Origin of the sequence: Baekduia sp. (assembly GCF_035685985.1) — a bacterium.
Taxonomy (GTDB): domain Bacteria; phylum Actinomycetota; class Thermoleophilia; order Solirubrobacterales; family Solirubrobacteraceae; genus Baekduia.
Genome location: NZ_DASRZV010000037.1, coordinates 222,497 through 245,701, shown reverse-complemented (window position 1 = coordinate 245,701; position 23,205 = coordinate 222,497). Strand labels below are relative to the sequence as shown.

The 23,205-nt window shown below is 75.5% G+C and carries 17 protein-coding genes; 10 read left to right on the top strand and 7 right to left on the bottom strand.

Features of this window, described 5'->3' with window-relative positions:
• Positions 1-24 precede the first annotated feature (24 nt).
• Positions 25-1,101, bottom strand: a complete 1,077-nt coding sequence (locus tag VFG42_RS26020) for an AI-2E family transporter (RefSeq protein ID WP_324911765.1) — start codon at positions 1,099-1,101, stop codon at positions 25-27.
• An 18-nt stretch (positions 1,102-1,119) separates the two neighbouring features.
• Between VFG42_RS26020 and VFG42_RS26015 the strand changes: the two genes are divergently transcribed.
• Positions 1,120-3,549 carry a LuxR C-terminal-related transcriptional regulator gene (locus tag VFG42_RS26015; protein WP_324911764.1) on the top strand — a complete coding sequence of 810 codons (2,430 nt, stop codon included), beginning with the start codon at positions 1,120-1,122 and terminating at the stop codon, positions 3,547-3,549.
• A gap of 198 nt (positions 3,550-3,747) precedes the next feature.
• Positions 3,748-6,267 carry a LuxR C-terminal-related transcriptional regulator gene (locus VFG42_RS26010; RefSeq protein WP_324911763.1) on the top strand — a complete coding sequence of 840 codons (2,520 nt, stop codon included), beginning with the start codon at positions 3,748-3,750 and terminating at the stop codon, positions 6,265-6,267.
• Here the strand turns inward: VFG42_RS26010 and VFG42_RS26005 are convergent.
• From VFG42_RS26005 to VFG42_RS25995, 3 genes are read right to left on the bottom strand one after another with little or no spacing between them, the layout of a single operon-like run.
• Complete coding sequence (locus VFG42_RS26005; RefSeq protein WP_324911762.1) at positions 6,264-6,497, bottom strand: hypothetical protein; 234 nt, start codon at positions 6,495-6,497, stop codon at positions 6,264-6,266. The genes VFG42_RS26010 and VFG42_RS26005 overlap by 4 nt on opposite strands.
• Before the next feature lie 6 nt (positions 6,498-6,503).
• Positions 6,504-6,719 (bottom strand): hypothetical protein, encoded by a 216-nt coding sequence (locus VFG42_RS26000; protein ID WP_324911761.1) that lies wholly within the window; start codon positions 6,717-6,719, stop codon positions 6,504-6,506.
• Complete coding sequence (locus tag VFG42_RS25995; RefSeq protein ID WP_324911760.1) at positions 6,706-8,397, bottom strand: SulP family inorganic anion transporter; 1,692 nt, start codon at positions 8,395-8,397, stop codon at positions 6,706-6,708. Before VFG42_RS25995 ends, VFG42_RS26000 begins: the two co-directional genes overlap by 14 nt.
• Positions 8,398-8,487: 90 nt before the next feature.
• Between VFG42_RS25995 and VFG42_RS25990 the strand changes: the two genes are divergently transcribed.
• The 4 genes from VFG42_RS25990 to VFG42_RS25975 all read left to right on the top strand — a co-directional run bounded on the left by VFG42_RS25990 (position 8,488) and on the right by VFG42_RS25975 (position 14,039).
• Positions 8,488-9,384, top strand: a complete 897-nt coding sequence (locus VFG42_RS25990) for a formylglycine-generating enzyme family protein (RefSeq protein WP_324911759.1) — start codon at positions 8,488-8,490, stop codon at positions 9,382-9,384.
• A complete protein-coding gene (locus VFG42_RS25985; RefSeq protein ID WP_324911758.1) occupies positions 9,381-11,009 on the top strand; it encodes a SulP family inorganic anion transporter in 1,629 nt (542 codons plus the stop codon). The genes VFG42_RS25990 and VFG42_RS25985 overlap by 4 nt, the downstream gene beginning before the upstream one ends.
• On the top strand, positions 10,985-12,214 hold the full coding sequence (locus VFG42_RS25980; protein WP_324911757.1) for an NAD(P)/FAD-dependent oxidoreductase: 1,230 nt from the start codon (positions 10,985-10,987) through the stop codon (positions 12,212-12,214). Before VFG42_RS25985 ends, VFG42_RS25980 begins: the two co-directional genes overlap by 25 nt.
• Positions 12,215-12,446: 232 nt before the next feature.
• A complete protein-coding gene (locus VFG42_RS25975) occupies positions 12,447-14,039 on the top strand; it encodes a PucR family transcriptional regulator (RefSeq protein WP_324911755.1) in 1,593 nt (530 codons plus the stop codon).
• 772 nt (positions 14,040-14,811) lie between these two features.
• Here the strand turns inward: VFG42_RS25975 and sigJ are convergent.
• The 3 genes from sigJ to VFG42_RS25960 all read right to left on the bottom strand — a co-directional run bounded on the left by sigJ (position 14,812) and on the right by VFG42_RS25960 (position 18,360).
• On the bottom strand, positions 14,812-15,750 hold the full coding sequence (sigJ, locus tag VFG42_RS25970; protein WP_324911754.1) for an RNA polymerase sigma factor SigJ: 939 nt from the start codon (positions 15,748-15,750) through the stop codon (positions 14,812-14,814).
• Positions 15,723-16,655 (bottom strand): NAD(P)-dependent oxidoreductase, encoded by a 933-nt coding sequence (locus tag VFG42_RS25965; protein WP_324911753.1) that lies wholly within the window; start codon positions 16,653-16,655, stop codon positions 15,723-15,725. Before VFG42_RS25965 ends, sigJ begins: the two co-directional genes overlap by 28 nt.
• Positions 16,656-16,731: 76 nt before the next feature.
• Positions 16,732-18,360, bottom strand: coding sequence for an amidohydrolase (locus VFG42_RS25960; protein ID WP_324911752.1), 1,629 nt, complete (start codon positions 18,358-18,360; stop codon positions 16,732-16,734).
• Between the two features lie 118 nt (positions 18,361-18,478).
• Between VFG42_RS25960 and VFG42_RS25955 the strand changes: the two genes are divergently transcribed.
• The 4 genes from VFG42_RS25955 to VFG42_RS25940 all read left to right on the top strand — a co-directional run bounded on the left by VFG42_RS25955 (position 18,479) and on the right by VFG42_RS25940 (position 23,192).
• Complete coding sequence (locus VFG42_RS25955) at positions 18,479-19,846, top strand: FAD-binding oxidoreductase (protein WP_324911751.1); 1,368 nt, start codon at positions 18,479-18,481, stop codon at positions 19,844-19,846.
• 139 nt (positions 19,847-19,985) lie between these two features.
• The gene (locus VFG42_RS25950; RefSeq protein ID WP_324911750.1) at positions 19,986-21,128 is read left to right on the top strand and encodes an ABC transporter ATP-binding protein; all 1,143 of its coding nucleotides are present in this window, start codon (positions 19,986-19,988) and stop codon (positions 21,126-21,128) included.
• Positions 21,129-21,163: 35 nt separating this feature from the next.
• Positions 21,164-22,219, top strand: a complete 1,056-nt coding sequence (locus VFG42_RS25945; protein ID WP_324911749.1) for an ABC transporter permease — start codon at positions 21,164-21,166, stop codon at positions 22,217-22,219.
• On the top strand, positions 22,212-23,192 hold the full coding sequence (locus VFG42_RS25940) for an ABC transporter permease (RefSeq protein ID WP_324911748.1): 981 nt from the start codon (positions 22,212-22,214) through the stop codon (positions 23,190-23,192). Before VFG42_RS25945 ends, VFG42_RS25940 begins: the two co-directional genes overlap by 8 nt.
• Positions 23,193-23,205: the final 13 nt, after the last annotated feature.

Below are 23,205 nucleotides of genomic sequence, written 5' to 3'. Positions count from 1 at the left end.
GCCGACCGGCGTCGGCCGGGGCCCTCACCGCTCCTCGGCGATCCGGTCGTGCTCGTCCAGCAGCGCCCAGAAGAACGCCACGACCGGCACGGCGATCAACGCCCCGATGATCCCGGCGACGATGCCGCCCGCCGTGACCGCCGCCAGCGTCGCCAAGGGGTGCAGGTTGACGCTGCGCCGGTAGATGATGGGGTCGAGGACGAGGCTCTCGATCTCCTGCACGGCGAGCACGATCACGAGCACGGCGACCGCGGTGCCGACGCCGTTGCCGGCCAGCGCGACCGCGACGCAGACCGCGCCCGACACCCAGGCGCCGGCGATCGGCACGAACGCGGCGAGGAAGACCAGCGCGGTCAGCGACCCGGCGATCGGCACGCCGAGGACGACGAGCCCGGCGCCGATGAGCACCGCGTCGAACAGCGCGACGAGCGTGACGCCGCGGACGTACCCGCCCAGCGCCTGCCAGCCGCGCAGCGCCATCCGCTCGACGTTCGGGCGGCGCTCGGGCGCGAAGCGGCGCACCAGCCACGCGCCGACGCGCTCGCCGTCGGTCAGCAGGTAGATCAGGAACGCGAGCGCGAGGACCGTGCCGCTGATCAGCTCGACCAGCAGCGACGCGCCGCCGAGCACGCCGCCGAAGAGGACCTTGCCGGCGTCGGCCAGCGCCGGGCCGACCTGGCCGGCGGCGTGGTCGACCGAGCCGCTGTCCAGGTGCAGCGGGCCGTCGTGGTCCTTGGCCCAGTCGGCGATGTCGTCGCCGGCCTGCGAGACGAACGCGCCGATCTCGTCCAGCTCCCCGACGAACGACCCGATGATCACCACGGTCAGCAGCGCGAGCGAGACGACCAGCCCGAGCATGACCACCACCATCGCGGCGGCGCGCGGCAGCCCGCGGCCGGCCAGCCAGCGCGTCGCGGGAAGCATCTGCGTGCTGAACAGGACCGCGATGAACAGCGGGATCGCGAACGCGCGCAGCTGCCAGAAGAGGAAGACGCCGAGCGCCGCGGCGCCGGCCACGACGAGGACGCGCCAGCTCCAGGCCGCGGCGGAGTCCAAGCCCCTGGCGACGTTCGGGTCGGTGGCGTCGGTCGTGCGCGGCATCGTGGTCGGCGATGCTCATTGCCTTTTGGACGAGATCGCATCACCCTTGGCGGGCGAGACTCCGCGACGACGAGGGAGGCGGCGATCAAGGAGCAGCCGGGCAGTGGTAGCACGACGTCGATCCCGCCGGGCCGGCCCGGGAGCCGCGAGGACCTGCGCGCGCGCCTGGACGACGTCGCCGACGCGGGCGGCGTCGCGCTGATCGCCGCCGAGCCGGGCACCGGCAAGACCGTCCTGCTGCGCCAGTGGCTGGCGCTGCGCGGCGCGCCGGTGACGCCCTGCCCCGCGGGCGCCGCGGCCGCGCGGCTGCGCGCGGGCACCGAGCCGCTGGTGGTCGCCGACGGCGCCGAGACGCTGGACGGCGCCGGGCGCGTCGCGCTCGGCGCCGCGCTGGCCCGCCGGCCCGAGGGCGTCGCCGCGGTGATCGCCGCGCGCGCCGACCTCGGCCTGTGCGCGATCGAGCTCGAGCGCACCGGGCCGCTGCTGCTGCTGGACGCCGACGACCTCGCGCTGGAGCCCGAGGAGGTCGGCGTGGCGCTGGCCGACGGCGGCTGGGACGACGTCGGGCCCGCCGAGGCGCGCGCGGTCGCCCACGAGACCGACGGCTGGTGCGCGGCCGTCCGGCTGACGGCCGCCACGGGCCGCTCCGGCCTGCGCGGCGGCTACGCGCTGGACGTCCTGCGCGACGTGGCCGACGAGGCGACCGTCGAGCAGCTGCTGCTGCTCTCGGCGCTGGACGAGATCGACGCGGGCGGCGTCGCGGCGGCGCTCGGCCTCAGTGCCGAGGAGGCCGCGCCGCGGCTGCGCGCGCTGGTCGCCGCGCGCGTCTTCCTGCGCCGCGGGGCGCGCGCGGGCACGTGGCGTCTGGCGCGGCCGATGCTGCGCGCGCTGCGCCAGGAGCTGGCCGCGCGGCCGTCGGTCGACGGCGCCGCGGTCCCGGGCCTGGGCGCGGCGCTGCTGGAGGACCGCGTGCTCGCCGGTCGCGCGGTGAGCCTGCTGCTGGCCGGACGGCTGGTCGCGCCCGCGCCCGAGGCGTTGGCGGCCTCCGCGCCGCCGTCGCGCGCGGGCCGTGCCGCCGCGGCGCTCGCGCTGGTCGACGGCGGCGACGCCGAGACCGCCCGAGCGCTGATCGCGCCGGAGGACGCGCGCGGGGAGGACGTCGACGAGGGCGTGGCGCTGGCGCTGGCGGTCGCCTCGGCGCGCGCCGCGGGCAACCGGGCGGCGGCGCACGCGGCGTTGGAGGAGATCGCCGAGCGCGCGCGGCGGCGCGCCGATCCCGAGGCCGTCGGCCTCGAGGCCTACGCGTTGCTGCAGCTCGGCCGGCTCGACCTCGCCGAGGGCCGGAACGCCGACGCCGACGAGCGCCTGGGGCACGCGGCCGGGCTGGCCGAGCGCTGCGGCGCGATCGCGGTCTTCGCCCGCGCCCGCGTCGGCCGCGCGGCGCTGGCCGCGGGCGCCGGGCGCCTGCGCGAGGCCGAGCGGCTGGCGCGCTCGGTCGGCGCCGACGATCCGCGCGCCGAGACGCGGGCGCGGCGCGCGCTGGCGCTCGGCCACGTCGCCTACGACCGCGACGACCTCGCGACCGCGCGCGAGCAGGCGACGGTCGCCCGCCTCGCGGCGGAGGTCTCGCGCAGCCCCGAGATCTGGTTCCACGCGCTGTTCCTCGACGCGCTGCTGCTCGAGCTGGAAGGCGACGACGACCGCGCGTTCGAGCGCCTCGCCGAGGCGGTCGCCGTTCGCGACCAGTGCCCGTCGCCGCCGGCGCACGGACGCACGATCGAGCTGCTGCGCGCGCGGCTGCTGAGCCGCGCCGGGCGCGACGCCGAGGCCGACGCGCTGCTGGCGCGCCTGGCCGACGGCGCGGATCCGGTGTCCGGCCCGCTGGTCGACCTCGTGCTCGCGCGCCACGCCGTGGCCCGCGGCGCGCCCGACGCGGCGTCGCGCCGGCTGCACCCGTGGGCGGTCCGGACGCCGGTCCCGGGCCTGGAGGCCTGGCACCTGGCCTGCTACGCGCTGGCGACCGCGCGCCTGGGCGACGACGGCGCCGCCCACGCGGCGCTGGAGCGCGCGCTGGACCTCGCCGCGCCCGAGGGCCTGATGCGGCCGTTCCTGGAGGACGGCATCCGCCTGCGCGAGCTGCTGGACGCCCACCTGGAGCGCGGGACGTCGCACGCGGCGTTCGTGCGGGAGCTGCGCGAGCACGTCTCCGACGGGCGGCCGGTGCCCGAAGGCGAGATCCTCCGCCCGCTCACCGATCGGGAACGCACGGTGCTCGGACACCTGCCCACGGAGCTGTCGGCCGCGCAGATCGCGGAGGCCCTGCACGTCTCCGAGGCCACCGTGCGCACGCATCTGCACAACATCTATGAGAAGCTGGGCGTCTCGTCGCGCCGGGATGCGGTGGTTCGCGCGCGGGTGCTGCGCATGCTCACCGCGCAGCAACTCTGAGCAGCGTCAATTTTCCGGAGTGAGGATCATCCGGTTCGGTTGAGGCGCGCGCGGGCCCGTTCTGACTGAATATCGGCCGTGAGCCGACCCTCCACAGGGGCGCCGTCCCGCCCGGCCGGACGCCGGCGTGGCGGGACGAGCCGGACCCGGGGCGTCACCGGCCCTCCCCCAGGGGCCGCCCTGGTCCCGCGGGCGCGCGTGACCGCGTCGCTCGACCGCGCGGTCTCCGGCGGGCTCACGCTGGTGGCGGCGGCGCCCGGATCGGGCAAGACCGTCGCCCTGCGCCAGTGGGCGGCCGCCCACCCCCGGGCGGACCTCGCGTGGGTCGCGCTTCCCCCGTGCGACGAAGGCGACGCCGGCGCGCTCTGGCGCCGGCTCGCCGCCGCCCTTCCCGGCCGCGCGTCGGCCCGCGGCGGGCAGGCCGAGGTCGTGCGTGCGCTCGACGCCCGAACCCGCCCGCTGGCGATCGTGGTCGACGACGCCCAGGAGGCCGACGACGACGCGCTGGGCGCGCTGCTGGCTCCGCTGCTCGAGCACCGCTCGGCGCGCCTCGTCGTCAGCACCCGCGTCGACCCGCGCCAGCCCCTGCATCGCCTGCGCCTCGAGGGCCGTCTGAGCGAGGTCCGCGGTGACGACCTGGCGTTCACCGCCGACGAGGCGCGGGCGATGCTCGCGCACCACGACGTCGTCCTCGCCGACGACGAGCTGGCGCTGCTGGTGCGCCGCACCGAGGGGTGGGCCGCCGGCCTGCGCCTCGCGGCGCTGCTGCTGACCGACCACCCGCGTCCCGGCGAGGCGGTGCGCGAGTTCGCCGGCGACGACCGCGCGGTCGTCGCGTTCCTCGTCCACGAGGTGCTCGACCGCCTGCCGGTCGAGGTCCGCGAGATGCTCATGCGGACCTCGGTGCTCGACCGCGTCTCCGGCCCGCTGGCCGACGCGCTCACCGAGGGCAGCGGCGGCGAGAACATGCTGGAGGACCTGGTCCGGCGCAACGCGCTCGTCGAGCCGCTGGACCGGCGCGGGCGCTGGTACCGCTACCACCCGCTGTTCCGCGACCTGCTGCGCGCGCAGCTGCGCCGCCAGGGCGGCGACGCCGTCGCCGGGCAGGACCGGCGCGCGGCGCGCTTCTTCCGCGAGGCGGGCGATCCGACCGACGCGCTGCGCCACGCGGCGCGCGCCGGCGCCTGGGACCTCGTCGACGCGCTCCTGCGCGACCACGGAGCGCTGCTGCGCGCCTCCGACGACGCCGCCGTGCTGGACGAGGCGCTGCGCGACCTCCCGCCGGGCGTGCTCGCGCGGCGCCCGTTCGTGGCGGCGTTCGCCGCCGCGCGGGCGCTGGACGACGGCCGCCCCGAGGCGGCGCGCGCGCTCGTCGGCCAGGCCGAGGGCCACGACGCGCTGCCCGCCGGCGAGCGCCGCGGGCGGCTGAGCGTCGAGGTCGCGCAGGTCCGCGCGCTGCTGGCGCTGCGCGACGGCGACGTCGCCGGCGTCCGCCACCACGCCGCGGTCGTCCTGCGCGCGGCCGACGCGCTGGACCGCTCCGCGTTGGCGGCCCGCGCCGTCGCCCTTCTGGCGCTCGGAGAGGCCGGGGTCGCCGACGGCGACCCCGACGCCGAGCGCCGCCTCCGTGCCGCCGCGGTCGAGGCGAGGCGAGCGGGCCTGGTGCCGCTGGCCCGCCGCGCCGACGCGCTGCGCGCCTGGTGCTACGCGTTGGACGGACACGTGCGTCAGGCCGCGCTCGCCGCGGCGGACCTGTCGGTCGACGCCCCGGCCGAGCCGGACGCCGAGCTGGCCCGCGCCATCGTCGCCGCCGAGCGCGGCGACGTCGTCGGAGCCGCGGCGGCCTCCCGCCGGGCCGCGGCCGCCCTCGCGGCGCGGCCCGGCGGACGCCTCGCGACGCTCGCGCTGGAGGTCGTCCGCGGCCGCGTCGCGATGGCCGCCGCGACGCCGGCCGAGCGCCAGGCGGTGCTCGGCGGGCTGACGCGCGCGACCGCCGGCTGGGTGCCGCCGCGCCGCCTCGGGCGGCTCGCGCTCGTCCTGCGGGCCGAGGCGCTGGTCGCGCTGGGCCGCCCCGGCGAGGCGCGCGCGCTGCTGGACGACGCGGCCGCCGCGGCGGGCGCCGCCGCCGTGCCGCTGATGGACGCCGGCCGCGCCGAGGCCGCGCTGGCGCTGGGCGAGCCCGACGCGGCGCGCACGCTCGCCGAGGCCGTGGCCGACCGGCCGGGCCTGCCGCTGCCGCTGGTCGTCAGCGCGCTGTCGATCGCGGCGCGCGCCGCCGAGGCCTCCGGCGACCGGCCCGCGGCGCTGCGGCTGATCGGCCGCGGGCTCGACCTCGCCGAGGCCGACGGCCTGCGCCTCGCGCTGGCCACCGGCGACACGGCGCCGCTGCTGGAGCGCGTGCTGCGCAACGGCACCGGGCACCGCGCGCTGGTCGGCGACGTCCTGGAGCTGACGGCGACCGGCACCGCCCAGCCGGTCCGCGAGCCGGTCGAGCCGCTGCGCGAGCCGCTGACCGAGCGCGAGCTGGCGGTCCTGCGGTTCCTGCCGACGATGCTCTCCGCCCAGGAGGTCGCGGGCGAGTTGTACGTGACGCTCAACACCGTCAAGAGCCACCTGCGCAACCTGTACCGCAAGCTCGGCGTCAACGGCCGCCGCGAGGCCGTCCGGCGCGGGCGCGAGTTGGGGTTGTTGGCCCCCGGGACGATCGGGCGCTCCTAGCGCCCGCCGCCGCCGTGGCCGCCGTGGCCGCCGACGCGTCGCACCTCGACGACCTGCGCTCCCGCGTCGCGCAGCAGCGCCAGCGCCGCCTGCAGCTCGGCCTGGTCGGCGACGTCGCCGACCATGACCGTCTGCGCGATGCTCAGCCGCCCGAACGCGTCCTGCAGGCGGCGCAGGCCGTCGTCGTCGAGCCGCCCGCGGATCCGGATCTCGACGCTCGAACGGCCCATCGCCGCCTACCCCGGCGCGCGGTCGTCGCCGACCTGTCGCGCCTCCAGGAACTCGATCCCCAGCGCGGACAGCTGCTGGAGCACGCCGTCCAGCCCGCCGTCGTCGCCGACCTCGGCGCGCACGACCGTGCTCGCGGGGCGCTCCTCCACCGAGCGGACGCCCAGCTCCTCCAGCATGCCGGGATCGAGGAAGCCGAGCACGCTGATCTCATACGACGTCATGCGTGGACGCTCCCGCATGGTCGCGTGGTCGAACGTCACCCTCCAAGGGTGATGTGGCGGCGACGGCCTCCCGGACCGAGCGGTGGATGGCCGTCAGGTCGTCGTCGCCGGCCCGCGTGAGCAGGTCGCGGACGCCCGCGACGTCGCGCGCCAGCAGCAGCCGGCAGCCGCCGCGGCGCAGGTCGCCGGCGACCTGGCGGAGCATCTCGGCGGCGGTCGCGTCGATCGACGGCGTCGTCTCGGCGTCGAGCACGACCGCGTGCACGCCCGCCTCGCGTCCGGCGGCCAGCAGCTCGTGGCGGACCGCGTCGGCGTTGGCGAAGAACAGCGGGCCCTCGACGCGCAGCACCGCCACGCCCGCGGGCGCCCGGGCCTCGGGCTCGCGCGCGAGGTCGACGTAGGCGCCGCCGCGCAGACGCCCGAGCCGCGCCACGTGCGGCCGCGACGCGCGGTAGAGCAACAACAACAGCGAGACGCCGATGCCGATGAACAGGCCCGGCAGCGTGTCGAAGACCAGCACGCCCAACAGCGCCGCGACCGACGCCAGGAAGTCCGGTGGCGAGCCCAGCTCGTAGAGGCGCCGCAGCGCCTCGACGTCGACCAGCTCGACCACCGCGGCGATGACGACCGCGGCCAGCGTCGCCTCCGGGAGGTGCTCGAAGAGCCCGGTGAGCAGCAGCAGCGTCAGGATCGTCAGCGCCGCGACGACGAGGCCCGACAGCTGCGAGCGCGCGCCGGCCGAGCCGTTGACCGCGGTCTTGGAGAGGCTGCCGTTGACCACCATGCCGCTGGACAGGCCGGCGGCGAGGTTGGCGCCGCCCAGGCCCAGCAGCTCGCGGCCCGCGTCGATCTCCTGGTGCTCGCGCGCCGCGTAGGTCTTCGCCGCGCCGAGGCCCTCGGCGAAGCCGACGAGCATCACGCCCAGCGCGCCCGGGATGAGCGTCCCGAGGTCGTGGAAGCGCACGTCGGGGAACCCGAGCGACGGCAGCCCGCGGGCGATGTGGCCGACGATCTCGACGCCGTGGTGGTCGAGGCCCAGCAGGTCGACCGCGGCGACGCCGAGCACCACGGCGACCAGCGATCCCGGCACGGGCGGCGCGGCCCGGCGCAGGCCGAGCACGACGACCAGCGACAGGATCCCGACGACGGTGGTGAGCACGTCGAGGTCCCCGAGGTGGCGGACGACGCCGACGAGCTTCTCGAAGAAGTCGCCGTCGGTCTTGCCGACGCCCAGCAGCTTGGGGACCTGGCCGATGATGATCGTCAGCGCCAGGCCGATGATGAAGCCCTTGATCACCGGCTCGGAGATGAAGCTCGCCAGGAAGCCCAGGCGCAGCAGGCCCGCGACCAGCGCGCAGAGGCCGGTGGCGATCGCCAGCGTCGCGGTCATCGCCACGAAGCGGTCGCCGCCCGCGGCGGGCACGAGCGCGGCGACGGTCGCGGCGCTCAGCGCGGCGGTCGCCGACATCGGCCCGGTGATGAGCTGGCGCGAGCTGCCCAGCGCGGCGTAGAGGATCAGCGCGCCCGGCGCGGCGTAGAGGCCGACGACCGGCGAGACGCCGGCGATCGAGGCATAGGCCAACGCCTCCGGCACGAGCACCGCCCAGACCGTCAGGCCGGCCAGGACGTCGCCGGCCAGCCAGGCGCGGCGGTAGCCGTGCAGCGAGAGGAACGCCATCGTGCCCGGATGGTCGGGGGCGCTCGGGTGACGGTGGTTCACCCCGCGCGGGTGATCCCCGCTCACGCCCGGGCGCGCGAGGGTGGCGGCATGCCGAGCACCGAGATCGCCGCGCCGCCGGGCATGGCCTGGATCCCGCCCGGGACGTTCACGATGGGCTGCGACCGCTTCTACGAGGAGGAGGCGCCGGTCCGCGCGATGACGCTGGCCGCCGGGCTCTTCATGGACCGCCACCCGGTGACGGTCGCGGAGTTCCGCCGCTTCGTCGACGAGACCGGTTACGTGACGGTCGCCGAGCGCCCGCTGGACGCCGCCGACTACCCCGACGCGGACCCGTCCGCGCTGGTGCCCGGGTCGCTGGTCTTCCGGCGCACGGCCGGGCCGGTCGACCTGCGCCGTCCGGGCGCGTGGTGGGCCTACGTGCCGGGGACGACGTGGCGGGCGCCGCGCGGTCCGGGGTCCGGCGTCCGCGGCCTGCACCGCCACCCGGTCACGCACGTCGCCTGCGAGGACGCGGAGGCCTACGCGGCATGGGCGGGCAAGGCGCTGCCGACCGAGGCCGAGTGGGAGCGCGCCGCGCGCGGCGGGCTGGAGGGCAAGGTGTACGCCTGGGGCGACGAGCCGACGCCGGGCGGCCGGACGATGGCCAACACCTGGCAGGGGCGGTTCCCCTATGAGAACACGCTGCGGGACGGCTACGAGGGGACGTCGCCGGTGAGCGCGTTCCCACCCAATGCCTATGGGTTGTACGACGTCTGCGGCAACGTCTGGGAGTGGACGGCCGACCGCTGGGCGACCGGCGGCACGCACCCGTGCTGCGCGCCCGAGCGGCTGCCGGGCGAGCGCTTCGAGCGGCGCGTCATCAAGGGCGGGTCGCACCTCTGCGCGCCGAGCTACTGCCTGCGCTACCGGCCCGCGGCGCGCCAGGGCGAGACCGTCGACACGTCCACGTCGCACCTCGGCTTCCGCTGCGTCGTGCGGCCGTGAGCGGCGCGTCCGCGTCCTCCTTGGTCCCGTCGTGGCTGCGCGCCTACGACCGCGCGTGGCTGCGCGCCGACCTGGTCGCGGGCATCGTGGTGTGGTCGGTCGTCGCGCCGCAGGCCGTGGCCTACGCGCAGATCGCCGGCCTGCCGCCGGCGGCCGGGCTGATGGCGGCGCCGGGCGCGCTGCTGGCCTACGCGGCGCTGGGCACGTCGCGCTTCTTGATCGTCAGCGCGACCACGGCGACGTCGGCGGTGTCGGCCGCCTCGGTCGGACCGCTGGCCGACGGCGACGCGGCGCGGTTCGCCGCGCTGTCGGCGGCGCTGGCGATCGTCGCGGCGGTCGTGCTGATGGTCGCGGGCGCGCTGCGCATGGGCGCGATCGCCGACCTCATCAGCAAGCCCGTGATGGTCGGCTTCACGTTCGGCCTGGGGCTGACGATCGCGATGGAGCAGCTGCCGTCGGCGCTCGGCCTGCCCGCGGCGGAGGGGACGTTCGTCGACCGGCTCGGCGCGCTGGCGCGGCACCTCGGCGACGTCCACGCGGCGACCGCCGCGGTCGCGGCGGCGTGCCTGGGGGCGCTGGTCGCGCTGCGCCGCTGGGTCCCGCGCGCGCCCGCGCCGCTGGTCGTCCTGGTCGGCGCGATCGTCGCCTCCGCGCTGCTGGACCTCCACGGCCACGGCGTGGGGACCGTCGGCCGGATCCCGCAGGCGCTGCCCGACCCGGCCTGGCCGGACGTGTCGGCGGGCCAGCTCGCCGCGCTGGTCGCGCCGTCCTTCGGCATCCTGCTGCTGACCGCCGAGTCGATCGGCGTCTCGCGCGCGCTGGGGACCAAGCACGACGAGCGCGTCGACGCCAGCCGCGACCTCTTCGCGCTCGGCGCGTCGAACCTGCTGGGCGGGCTGTCGTCGGGGTTCGTGCAGTCCGGCGGCGCGTCGCAGACCGCGGCGGCCGAGGAGGCGGGCGCGCGGACGCCGCTGACCGCCGTCGTCTGCGCCGTGTTGGTGGCCTTGACGGGCGCGTTCCTGGGCGGCGCGTTCACCGACCTGCCGCAGGCGACGCTGGCCGCGGTCGTCATCGTCGCGGTCTCCGGGTTCTGGGACTGGCGCGAGGTCGCGCGGATCGCGCGCGTGCGCCGCAGCGCGGCCGTCTTCACCGGTCTGGCCCTGGTGGGCGTGCTCGGGCTGGGCGTCCTGCAGGGGCTCATCGTCGCCGCGGGGCTGGCGTTGGTGTACATCATCCGGATGCTGGCCGGGGTGGACGTCACGGCCTCCACGCGCGCGGACGGCACGCTGGAGCTGCGCCCCGACGGGCCGTTGTTCTACGCCAACGTCCAGCGCGTCCAGGACCACGTGGTGGGGCTCGTGGAGCGGCCCGCGCCGGCCGTCCGCCCGCGGCGCGTGGTCCTCGACCTGTCGCTCAACACGCAGCTCGACGTGCAGGCCGCCGACGTCCTCGGCGAGATCGCCGACGCGCTGCGCGCCCGCTCGGTGGCGTTCGTGCTCGTCGGCGTGCGCCCGCCGGTGCTCGACGTCCTCGCCAGGGCGGGTGTTGCCGACCGGTTGACGATCGGCGAGCCGAGCGACGATCACCTAAGGTCAGCGACATGGCAGAGCGCAAGCAGGTCCTGATCGCAGGGGGCGGCGTCGCCGGGCTGGAGGCCGCGCTGGCGCTGCGCGACCTCGCGGGCGACCTGGTGGACATCACCATGATCAGCCCCGAGGCGGAGTTCTCCTACCGGCCGATGGCGGTCGCCGAGCCGTTCGGCCGCGGACACGCGCGCAAGCACCCGCTGGCCGCGCTGACCAACCGCATCGGGATCACGCTGCGCCGCGACGCGCTGGTGTCGGTCGAGCCGGGCGCGAACGTGGTCGTGACCGCCGAGGGCGACCGCCTGTCCTACGACGCGCTGATCGTGGCGATCGGCGCGGAGAGCGCGACCGCGTTCCCGAGCGCGACGACCTGGACGCCCGAGCGCGACCCGGAGGTCTTCGGCGGGTTGTTGAGGGACTTGGAAGAGGGCTACACCAAGTCGGTGGCCTTCGTGGTGCCGCCCGCCAACACGTGGCCGCTGCCCGCCTACGAGCTGGCGCTGATGACCGCCTACGACGCGCGGGGGATGGGGATCGACGACGTCGCGATCACCATCTACACGCCGGAGGCGGCGCCGCTGGCGAACTTCGGCACGGCCGCGGGCGAGGGGATCCGCTCCGACCTCGACGAGGCCGGCGTGACGATCGAGACCGGCGCGTACGCCAGCGAGGTCGACGGGCGCCTGACGCTGCTGCCCGACGGCACGCCGCTGCAGGCCGGCCGCACGGTCGCGCTGCCGACCGCGGCCGGGCCGCGCGTCGCGGGCCTGCCGAGCGACCGCCTGGGCTTCGTGCTCACCGACCAGCACGGGCGCGTCGCGCACACGCCGGGCGTGTGGGCGGCGGGCGACGCGATCGCGTTCCCGGTCAAGCAGGGCGGGCTGGCGGCCCAGCAGGCCGACGCGGCCGCGGAGGCGATCGCGGCGTGGGCGGGCGCCGACGTGACGCCCGAGCCGTTCCGACCGGTGCTGCGCGGCGTCGTGCTGACCGGCCGCGGACAGCGCTGGCTGCGCCACGACCCGGCGCAGGACCCGGAGGGCACGACCGCGCGGCACGCGCTGTTCTGGCCGCCGACGAAGGTCGCCGGCCGCTACCTGTCGCCGTTCTTGGCCGAGCTCGACCAGGCCGAGGAGCTGGGCGACCGGCTGCCGCAGCCCGACGGGCGGCCGGTCGAGCTGGACCTCGAGCGCGAGATCCCGGCGGCGGCCGACGCTCTGCGGCTGGCGCGCTCGCGCGAGAGCTGAGGGGTTCTCACCGCCCTGACCGGCGGGTGGATCCGCGGGACCGCGGCATGGCCCGTGCGGTGGTTGACGCCGATGGGCGTCGCCGCGTAGCGTAGGCGCGGGTCGTCGGAAGTCTTGTTCGGAGGAGGAGTTTTCCTTGGCCCCGATCGATGCGGTGCGCCGCCTGGCCTCACGCCCGGCGGACGATGTTGTACGCCCTGATGGGGGTTCGGGAGCGCTCACGGTCGCCGCCGTGCTGCGGTTCGACGAGCTGCGGGCGGGCGCGCCCGAGGTCGTCGCCGGCCGGGCCGGGCTGACCGCGCCCGTGCGCTGGGCGCACGCGTCGGAGGTGCCGAACATCGCGGCGCTGCTGCGGGGCGGCGAGCTGGTGATGACGACCGGCGTCCGGATGCCGACCGACGCGGCGGGGCTGCGCCGCTTCGGGCTGGGGCTCGCCGAGCGCGGCGTCGCGGCGCTGGTGATCGAGCTGGGGACCGCGATCGACCGCGTGCCCGACGCGCTGGCGCGGGTCGCCGACGAGCACGGGCTGCCGGTGATCGCGCTGCATCGCGAGGTCCCGTTCGTCGACGCGACCCAGCGGATCAACTCGCAGCTGCAGGCCGGGCACCTGGAGCTGCTGCGCCGGGTCGACGAGCTGCACCGTCTCTTCACGGACATCATGGTCGACGGCGGCGGGATCCCCGAGTTGATGAAGCTGCTCGCCGACGAGATCCGCAACCCGGTGGTGTTGGAGCGCGAGGACGGGCAGCTGCTCTACCAGGCCGTGCACGCGCGGGATCGCGCGGCGGTCGTGGGGGAGTGGGACGCCGTGCGCCGCGGGCTGCCGAGCGCGCCGCCGTCGTGCGCCGTCTCGGTCCCGACCGGGCGCGAGCGCGCGCAGGGCAGGTTGGTGGCCTTGGCGATCGACGGGCCGCTGCGGGAGATCACCCGCCCGGCGCTGGAGCGCGCGGCGGGGCTGGTCGCGCTGGCGACGCGGCAGGCGCGCCAGGAGGAGGTGCTGCAGGCGCGGGCCCGCGGCGACCTGTTGGCCAACCTGATGTCGTGCGAGCTGAGCGAGGCCGAGATCGCGCGGCAGCTGACGATCCTCGGCTTCCCGGCCGGCGTGGCGCAGCTGCTGCCGTGCGTGATGGTGCCCAGCGCACCGACCGGGGCCGAGCACGGGCCCGACGAGATCGCGTGGACGATGGTCTGGCAGGAGGTCCGCCAGCACCTGACCGCGCAGGTCGTGCCGGCGATCGGCGGGCTGCTGCCCGGCGGGCACGAGATCGCCTGCGTGGTCGGCCTGGCCTCCGTGGACCAGCGCCCGGCGCGCGCCGACGAGCTGGCGCGGGTCTTCGCCGCGGCCTGCCGCCGCCACCTCGGCACCGCCGACGCCGGAACCCTCCACGTCGGCGCCTCGATCGCCTCCTGGACAAAGGTCGCCGACGAGCTGCGCGAGGTCGTCGACGCCGCCGCCTTCCGCCGCGACGCGCCCGACGGCGGCTGGCGCGACGCCTCGATCCCCGACCTCGACCGCCTCCTCTGGCAGCTCCGCGACCACCCGGACGTGCGCGCCTTCGTCCAACGCCGGCTGGAGCCGATCCTGTCCCACGACCGCGGTCGGTCCCTGAAGCTGCTGCCAACCCTCGAGGCCTTCGTCGTGGAGTGCGGGCAGAAGACGGGGATGGCACGTGCGCTGCACTTGGAGCGCCAGTCCGTCTACCACCGCATCTCGCGGCTCGAGGAGCTGCTGGACACGTCGCTGTACGACGAGGACACGCGCCTCGGGTTCCACCTGGCGCTGCGGGCGAAGCGGATGATGGACGGTTGCGGGCCGGCTGAGTGAGGGGCGGCGTTGGTGGCGTCCGGCGCGGGTTGGGGTTGGTGGTGCGGGGCGCTGTGGGTTTTGCATTGAGAGCGGCGGGCAGGGGTTGGTGGTGCCGGCGTGGGCTCGTCTGCCGTCGTGGTCTGGGGCGGGTGCCTGCGCCGCTGCGGGGCCTGGTGCAGGGACTCGCATCCAGACCTGAATCCGGGCCAGGGTGGCGCACCCTCCACCCCGCATCGATGGCAGCTTGGGGGCGCCTGGCGACCTCGAAGTGCCACTGATCTGCCGCGGCGGGCGCCCCTGGGCGACCAACGGCGTCTTCGTGTTCCTCGGCGACACGAAGACGCCGTCGGTGGGATCGAAGGCGAGGCCGGCGCTCCCCGGAGACCGATGGCAGCTCGGGGTCGCCTGGCGACCCCGAAGTGCCACTGATCTGCCGAGGCCGGCGCCCCTGGGCAACCAATGGCGCCTTGGTGTTCCTGGGCGACATCAAGACGCCATCGGTCGGCGCACGAAGGACGGTTCGCATGGCACTTCGGGCCCGAACGATGCCCCGCGTGCCGCCGACCAACGCCCACGGCAGCCCTGGGTCCACAGCGACCGCCCTGGCCGGGTCTGATGTCTGGGTGCGAGTCCCTGCGCCAGACCACGAAGCGGCGCAGGCACCCGCCCCAGACCACGACGGCAGACGAGCCCACGCCGGCACCACCCACCCCTGCTCGCCGCTCTCAATGCAAAACCCACCAACGCCCCGCACCACCACCAACACCCCGCACCGGACGCCACAGGCGCCCTACGAAACCCCCGCCCGCACCGCGGACGCGAAGTCCCCCACCAGCCCCAAGTGCCCCAACTTGTCCGGGTTCACCACCGAGCGGATTCCGCGGATCGCGCCGTCCTCGATCTCCAGCGACCACACGGCCAGCAGGCGCTGCTCGGCGTCGCGGAACACCGCGCCCGGGTCGCCGTTGACCGACGCGGCGGACAGCGTGACGCCGGGCGCGCGGCGCATGTTGGACAGCCACCACGCCAGCATCTCGCCGACCACCGCACGGCCCCGTAGCGACCGCCGCAGGGCGGGGACCTTCCCGCCGCCGTCGCCGGTCAGCTGGACGTCGGCGGTCAGCAGCGCCTCCAGCCCGGCCACGTCGCCCTGCTCGATTGCCGCGAAGAACCGGCGCGCCAGCTCGTCGCGCTGCTCGCGGGTGGTGGCAAAGCGGGGCCGGCGCTCCTGGACGTGGCGCCGCGCGCGGGTGGCGAGCTGGCGCACGTTGTCCTCGCTCTTGCCGACGATCGAGGCGATCTCGCCGTAGCCGTAGTCGAACACGTCGTGCAGCAGCAGCGCCGCGCGCTGCTCGGGCGACAGGCTCTCCAAGACCACCAACATGGCCAGCGACAGCGCGTCGGCGGTCTCGGCGATCTCGGCCGGGTCGCCGTCGGTGATGATCGGCTCGGGCAGCCAGTCGCCGACGTAGCGCTCGCGTCGCGCCCGCGCCGAGCGCAGCTCGTTGATCGCCAGCCGCGTGGTCACGGTCGCCACGAACGCGCGCGGCGACGCGATCCGCTCGCCGCCCCGCAGCGCCTGGTGGACCTTCAACAACGCCTCCTGCATGACGTCCTCGGCCTCCGAGACGCTGCCGAGCATCCGGTAGGCGATCCCGAACGCGACCGGGCGCAGCTCGTCCAGCAGGTGCTCGTGCTCGGTCATGCCGTCGCCAGGACGCCGCGCCACGTCGGGTGCGCCGGCGCCCAGCCCAGCTCGCGCTTGGCCTTGTCGTTGGACGCCCCGCGCAGCTCGGTCATCATCACCACGCCCGCCTCGCCCGCGAACAGCCGCCCGACCACCCGCGGCACGCGCATCGGCCGCTTGACGCCGAGCTGGGACGCCAGGGCGGGCAGCCAGTCGGCCACGGCGGCCGGATCGTCGTCGACCACGTTGTAGCGCCCGCGCTCGCCGTGCTCCACGGCCGCCACCGTCGCGTCCGCCGCGTCGGCCACGTGGACGAACGACCACACGCCACCGCCGTCGGCCACCTGCGGGAACCTGCGCCGGCGGATCATGTCCACCATCTCGCTCCCCGGCGCCAGCGACGTCCCGGGCCCGTAGAACCAGCCGTAGCGCAGCACGATCCCCTCGGTCCAGGACGCGCCGAGCACCGCGTCCTCCAGGTGGCGCATCGCCTCCAGGTTGGGGCGCATCGCCCGCGGCGGCGCCGCGTCCCACGCGTCCTCCTCGCCCTTGACCGCGCCGCCGACGCGCGCGTAGGCCGCCACGTGCCCCTGCGCCACGAACCGCTGCACGCCGACCGCCTGCCCGGCGGAGAGCAGGTGGTCGGTGCCCTCGGTCCGCAGCCGGTTGGTCGCCGCGAAGTCGCGCTCCATGTGCCGCGTGTCGATCGACGCCGGGATCGCCGTCAGCTGGTGGACGATCACGTCCGGCCGCGCGCGCCCGACGGCCTCGGCGACCTGCTCGGCGTCCAGCGCGTCGGCGACGACCGGCGTCGCGCCCAGCTCGAACAGCAGCTCCCGCTTGGCCTCGCCGCGCGTCATGCCGTGCACCTCGTGCCCGGCCGCCACCAGCCGGGGCACCAGCTGCCGCCCGATCGCGCCCGTCGCGCCCGCTACGAAGACCCGCATCATCACCGCCTCGCTCGAAGGATCGACCCTGCCTCCCTCCATGACAAGACGGCGACCGCCGCTGTGACACGTCAGCTCACGACCGGACCTCCGCCGAGCGGTGGACGACCTCCCCGTCGACGATCGTCGCCAGCACCGGCACGTCGGGCAGCTCGTCGGCGTCGTAGGCCACGAGGTCGGCGCCGAAGACCGAGACGTCGGCGGCCATCCCGACGGCCAGCCGCCCGTAGCCCGCCTCCGGCCCCTCGACCGCCGCCGCCCAGACCGTGTACCCCAACAACGTCTGCTCGGCGCTCAGCGCCTGCTCGGGCCGGTAGGGCACCAGATCTCGCCGGCCCGGCTTGCGCCGCAGCCGCGCCCACGCCATCCCCACGCGCGGGTCGAAGTCCGCGACCATCCAGTCCGACCCCAGCGGGATCAGCGCGCCCGCCGCGGCCAGGTCCGCCGCGCGGAAGCCGCGCTCCAGGCGGCCGGCCGACAGCCCGTCCGACCAGGACGATGGGGTCGACGGATCGTCCAGCCCCTCCATGTGCAGCGGCTGCATCGACGCGGCCACGTTCAACGACGCGAAGCGCGGCAGGTCCTCGTCCATCACGGTCTCCAGGTGCTCGATCCGGTGCATCCGCCCGCGCGTCGGCGCGCCCGCCCGCTCGTAGGCGTCGAGCGCGCCGCGCACCGCGCCGTCGCCGACCGCGTGCGTGATGCACGAGAACCCGGCCGCGGTGAACCGCGCCACCAGCTCCTCGTACCGTGCCAACGACGGCCAGAACGGATCGGCGTTCAGCCCGCCCGGGCCCGGGTCGACCAGCCACGCCGTCCCGCTGTCCAGCACGCCGTCCAGGAAGAACTTCGCGGTCCCGGCCCGCCAGCGGCGCCCGCGCTCGCCCACGGCGCCCAGATGCCACGCGACCTCCTCGTCGGTGATCCCCGGCGGCTGATGCATGGGCATCAACAACCGGACGCCGAGGTCACCGCGCGCCTCCAGCGCCCGCACCACGTCGAGCAGGTCCGGGTCGCCGAGCATCGCGTGCGCGCCGGTCAACCCCACGCGGTTGAACGCCCGCAGCGTCTCGGCGTACGCGTCCAGCGCCTCGTCGCGCGTCAGCGCCGGCGTCACCGCCCGCACCAGGTCCTGCGCCCCGTTCTCCAGCAGCGCGCCCGTCGGCCTGCCGTCCGCGTCGCAGACGATCTCGGCGAACTCCGCGAACGCGCGCGGCCCGTCGATCCCCGCCAGCGCCAGCGCCGGCCGCGAGGCCAGCGACGTGTGCCCGTCGTAGAACCCCAACACGGCCGGGACGTCGCCGACCGCCGCCGCGATCGCGTCCGCCGTGATCCCCGACGCGTGGAACGGCTCGTAGCGCACGCTGTGCCCGAGCACCCACGCGTCCGGGCCGCACCGCGCGCGCTCCCGCGCGAGCAGCGCGTTGACCTCCTCCAGCGTCGTCGCCTCGCGCAGGTCCACGCCGCGCGTGGCGATCGTCCCGTGGAACGGGTGGATGTGCGCGTCGACCAGCCCGGGCGTCACGTGCGCGCCGGACCCGTCGAGCACGACCGTGCCCGGCCCGACCGTCGACCGCACCGCCGCGTCGTCGCCCACCGCCACGATCGTCCCGTCGCGCCACGCGATCGCGCTCGCGATCGGAGCGCCGGGGTCCATCGTCCGGATCGACGCGCCGAGGATGGCTCCGTCTGCGTTGCCGCTCATGCCCCAACCATCGCGAGCGCGCGGCGCGCCCACAACGGACAGGCCGTCGCCTTCTCGCGCCCACCGTGTGACGTCCTGTCGGCAGACCCCCGCCCGCGCGCCTGACAAGGTGATGGCCATGACCACGATCTCGTTCTGGGACGTCACCTCGGGTCGCACCGCGCCGCCGCGCCCGGCGCTCGCCGGTGTCCGCGACGCCGACGTCTGCGTCGTCGGCGCCGGCTACACCGGCCTGTGGACGGCCTATGAGATCAAGCGCGCCGACCCGTCCCAGGAGGTCGTGGTCCTCGAGGCCCGGACCGTCGGGTTCGGCGCCTCGGGCCGCAACGGCGGCTGGGTCGTCGGCGAGCTGGCGGGCGACCGCGACCGGTGGGCGGCCCGGTCCGGCCGCGACGCGGTCGTCGCGCTCGGCCAGGCGATCCGCGACACCGTCGACGAGGTCGGCGAAGTCGTCGCGCGCGAGGGCATCGAGTGCGGCTTGCGCAAGGGCGGCTCGATCCACGTCGCGCAGACCGCGCTGGAGCTGGAGGAGGTCAGGGCGCGCGTCGCGCACGACCGGGCGTGGGGCTGGAGCGACGACGACAACCAGCTCCTCGACGCGCGGGCGGCGGCGGAGCGGGTCGCCGTGAAGGGCGTCGTCGGCGCGAGGTACACGCCGTGCTGCGCCCGCGTCCAGCCCGCCCAGCTCGTCCACGGCCTGGCCGAGGCGGCCGAGCGCCTCGGCGTGACGATCCACGAGCAGTCGCCGGTGACCGGGATCGCCCCCGGGCGGGCGACGACGCCGCAGGGGCAGGTCGACGCCCGGCACGTCGTCCGCGCGACCGAGGGCTATACCGCCGACCTGCCCGGCCACCACCGCGACCTGCTGCCGATGACCTCGTCGATGCTCGTCACCGAGCCGCTGGACGCCGCCACCTGGGAGGCCATCCGCTGGAACGACGCCGAGACGCTGCTGGACGGCCGCCACCGCTACATCTACGCCCAGCGCACGGTCGACGGCCGCATCGCGATCGGCGGCCGCGGCGTGCCCTACCGCTTCGGCTCCAAGACCGACCGCGAGGGCCCGGTCCCGCAGCGCACGGTCACCGAGCTGCGCGCCCGGCTGGGCCAGCTGTTCGCGCCCCTGCGGAGTGTCCGCATCGACGCCGCGTGGCACGGCGTCCTGGGCGTTCCGCGCGACTGGGCGCCCGCCGTGGGGCTCGACCGAACGACCGGTCTGGCGCACGCGGGCGGGTACGTCGGCGAGGGCGTGGCGGCCGCCAACCTCGCCGGCCGGACCCTCAAGGACCTCATCCTGGGGATCGACTCCGACCTCACGCGGCTGCCCTGGGTCGGCCCCTTCGCGCGCCCGTGGGAGCCCGAGCCGCTGCGCTTCGCGGGCGTCCACGCCGTCTACGGCCTCTACCGCCGCGCCGACGAGCGCGAGGCCCGCACCGGCCGTCCGTCGCTGGCGGCCAAGCTCGCCGGGATCATCGCCGGACGCTGATCGGCGTCCGTCGCACGACCGCGTGTCGGAGGTGCCTCGGACCCCCGGTCGGCACACGTGACACTGTGTGACTCTCTGGCGCGAAGTCCGGGACACAACGGTCGATGCCATCGCCGGAAGGCGCCCGTAGATTCGCTCCATGGAGCACACGCAGCCGGTGGTGTCCCTGCGGGGCGTCACCAAGCGGTTCGACGACGTCGCCGCGGTCGACCGGCTGGATCTGGACATCCAGGACGGCGAGTTCCTCGCCCTCCTCGGCCCGTCGGGATGCGGCAAGACCACCACCTTGCGGATGATCGCGGGGTTCGAGCAGCCGACCGAGGGCGAGATCCACATCGGCGGGGAGCCGGTGGTCGGGGTCCCGGCGCACAAGCGGGAGGTCAACACGGTCTTCCAGCAGTACGCGCTGTTCCCGCACCTCGACATCATCGACAACGTCGCGTTCGGCCTCAAGCAGCGCGGCGTCAAGAAGGCCGAGCGCCGCAGGCAGGCCGCCGAGGCGCTCGGGATGGTGCGCCTCTCGGGCCGCGAGAACGCCAAGCCCGCGCAGCTCTCCGGCGGCCAGCAGCAGCGCGTCGCGCTGGCCCGCGCGCTGGTCATGCGGCCGAAGGTGCTGCTCCTCGACGAGCCGCTCGGCGCGCTGGACCAGAAGCTGCGCAAGGCCATGCAGATCGAGTTGAAGCGGTTGCAGGCCGACGTCGGCATCACGTTCGTGTTCGTCACGCACGACCAGGAGGAGGCGCTGGCGATGGCCGACCGCATCGCGGTCATGGACCAGGGCCGCATCGAGCAGCTCGCCAACCCGCGCGAGCTGTACGACGAGCCCGCCACGAGCTTCGTCGCCGGGTTCATCGGCGACATGTCCACCGTCAACGGCACGGTCTCCGGCGACGTCGCCGAGCTGCCCGGAGGGATGAAGGTCCCGCTCGGCCGCCGGCTGACCGAGTGCGCCAACGGCGCGCGGGTGCGCGTCGGGCTGCGGCCCGAGTGCGGCACGTTCCGTCCGACCGCCGGCGCCGACGGCAACGCGACCGTCGCCACCGCGATGGTCCTCGGCGACCGCCTGCAGGTGATCGCCAAGGTCGGCGACGGCGACGAGGTGCTGCTGCGCCAGGCGCGCACGCCGTCCGACGACGCGGCCGCCGCGCTGCGCCCCGGCGACCCGCTGGTCATCGACTTCCATCCCGGCGCGGGCCTGCTGCTGGCGCCGCACGGCGGGGAGGACCGGGCCATCGCGGCCACGGGCTTCGAGGACGCCGACCCGGCGGCGGTGATCTCATAGCCGCCACCGTCACCGCGCCCCGCGACGAGGAGGTCGTGGCGGTCCCGTCGGCGCCGACGCGCGGCCGCCGCCTGCTGAGCGCGCTCATCGGCCTGGCCGGCGTCGCGCTGGCCGCGGCGCTCTACACGCAGCTCGGCGGCTTCGTCACCGGCCTGGCGCCCGGCGCGCTGCTGATCGTCGTCGCGCTGCCGGTCTTCGTCGGCGGCGGCGTGCTGCTCGCGCGCCTGGGCCTGATCCCGCGTCCCGCCGGCTACCCGCTGACGCTGCTCGGCCCGTCGCTGGCCTACTACGCCGCGTTCTTCCTCGTCCCGCTCGGGTTCCTGGTGGCCTTCTCGGTCGCCACCCCGCTGGGCTACGGCGACGTCTCCTACGGCTTCGACACCCAGAACTTCTCGCAGGCCTTCGACCCGGTCTACATCAAGGTCTTCACCCGCACGCTGCGCTTCGCCGCGATCGGGACGCTGCTGGTGATCCTCGTCGGGTTCCCGATGGCCTACTGGCTGGCCCGCTACGCGCCCGCCAACCGCAAGAACCTGCTGCTCGGCCTGCTGATCGTGCCGTTCTGGACCTCGTTTTTGATCCGCACCTACAGCTTCTTGATCGTGCTGGACCCGCACTTCGTGCTGTCCAAGGGGCTGCAGGACGTCGGGCTGATCGACAAGCCCCTGCACATCCTCTACACCAACACCTCGGTCCAGATCGGCATCGTCTACAACTACCTGCCGCTCTTCGTGCTGCCGGTCTACGCCTCGCTGGACCGGCTGGACTGGAAGCTGCTGGACGCGGCCAACGACCTCGGCTCGAACGCCTTCGCGGCGCTGCGCCGGGTGACGCTGCCGCTCGCGGTCCCCGGCCTGGCCACCGGCACCTTGTTGGTGTTCATCCCGATGATGGGGGAGTACGTCATCCCGCAGATCCTCGGCGGCGGCAAGGTCGACCTGATGGGCAACATCATCCAGCGGGCGTTCCTGGAGCAGCAGAACTACCCCCTGGGCGCCGCGATCGCGATGGTGCTGATGGCCGCGCTGTCGCTGTTCCTCATCTTGTACATCTGGCTCTCGACCCGGGCGACGGAGATCCGCGATGCGTGACGTGCTGGGCAAGGTGTCGTCCTTCGTCGGCGCGCTGGCGCTGGTCGGGGGCCTGGTCGCGGTCGTCGCCTTCCTGGCCGACCTGCTCAAGGGCGACCTGGGCGTGGGCAGCCTGATCGCCGCGCTGGTCGGCGTCGGGCTGGTCTACGGCGCGACGCGGCTGGTGGCGGTCCCGTCGCTGCTGGGCGGCTACAGCGCGCTCGTCTACGTCGGGCTCTTCCTGCCGATCGTGATCGTCGTCATCTACGCCTTCAACGGCGGGCGCTACGTCACGGTCTGGGACGGGTTCTCGACGTCGGCGTTCTCCAAGGCCCTGCACGACGACGGCATCACGAGCTCGATCCTGCGCTCGTTCCGGATCGGCCTGTCGACGGCGATCGTCTCGACGCTGCTGGGGACCGCGGCGGCGCTCGCGCTGTCCCGCGCCAAGGCCGGCGTCCGCACGCCCGCGGAGGTCGTGATCCTGCTGACGGTCGTCGTGCCGGAGGTCGTCATCGCGATCGCGACGCTGATCTTCTTCGTCAACGTCGGCTTCGACCTGGGCGAGCTGACGATGTTCCTGGCCCACTGCGTGTTCAACATGTCGTTGGTCATCCTGATCGTGCGCGCCCGCTTCCTGTCGATGGGCGACACGTTGGAGGAGGCCGCGCGCGACCTCGGCGCCGGGCCGATCTCGACGTTCTGGCAGGTCACGCTGCCGCGGCTGGCGCCCGCGATCCTCGCGGGCGGCCTGCTGGCCTTCACGTTCTCGTTCGACGACGTCGTGATCTCGAACTTCACGTCCGGTGCCGGCCACGAGACCTGGCCGCTGCACATCCTCTCGGCGCTGCGCTTCGGCCTCACGCCGACGCTCAACGCCGCGGCCACGCTGATGATCGGCGTGACGCTCGTCGGCCTGCTGCTGGCGGCGCTCGCGCTGCGCCTCGGCGGTCGGCAGGCGTCGGCCTCCGACTTCACCACCTCCATCACCTGAACCCCCGAGGAGA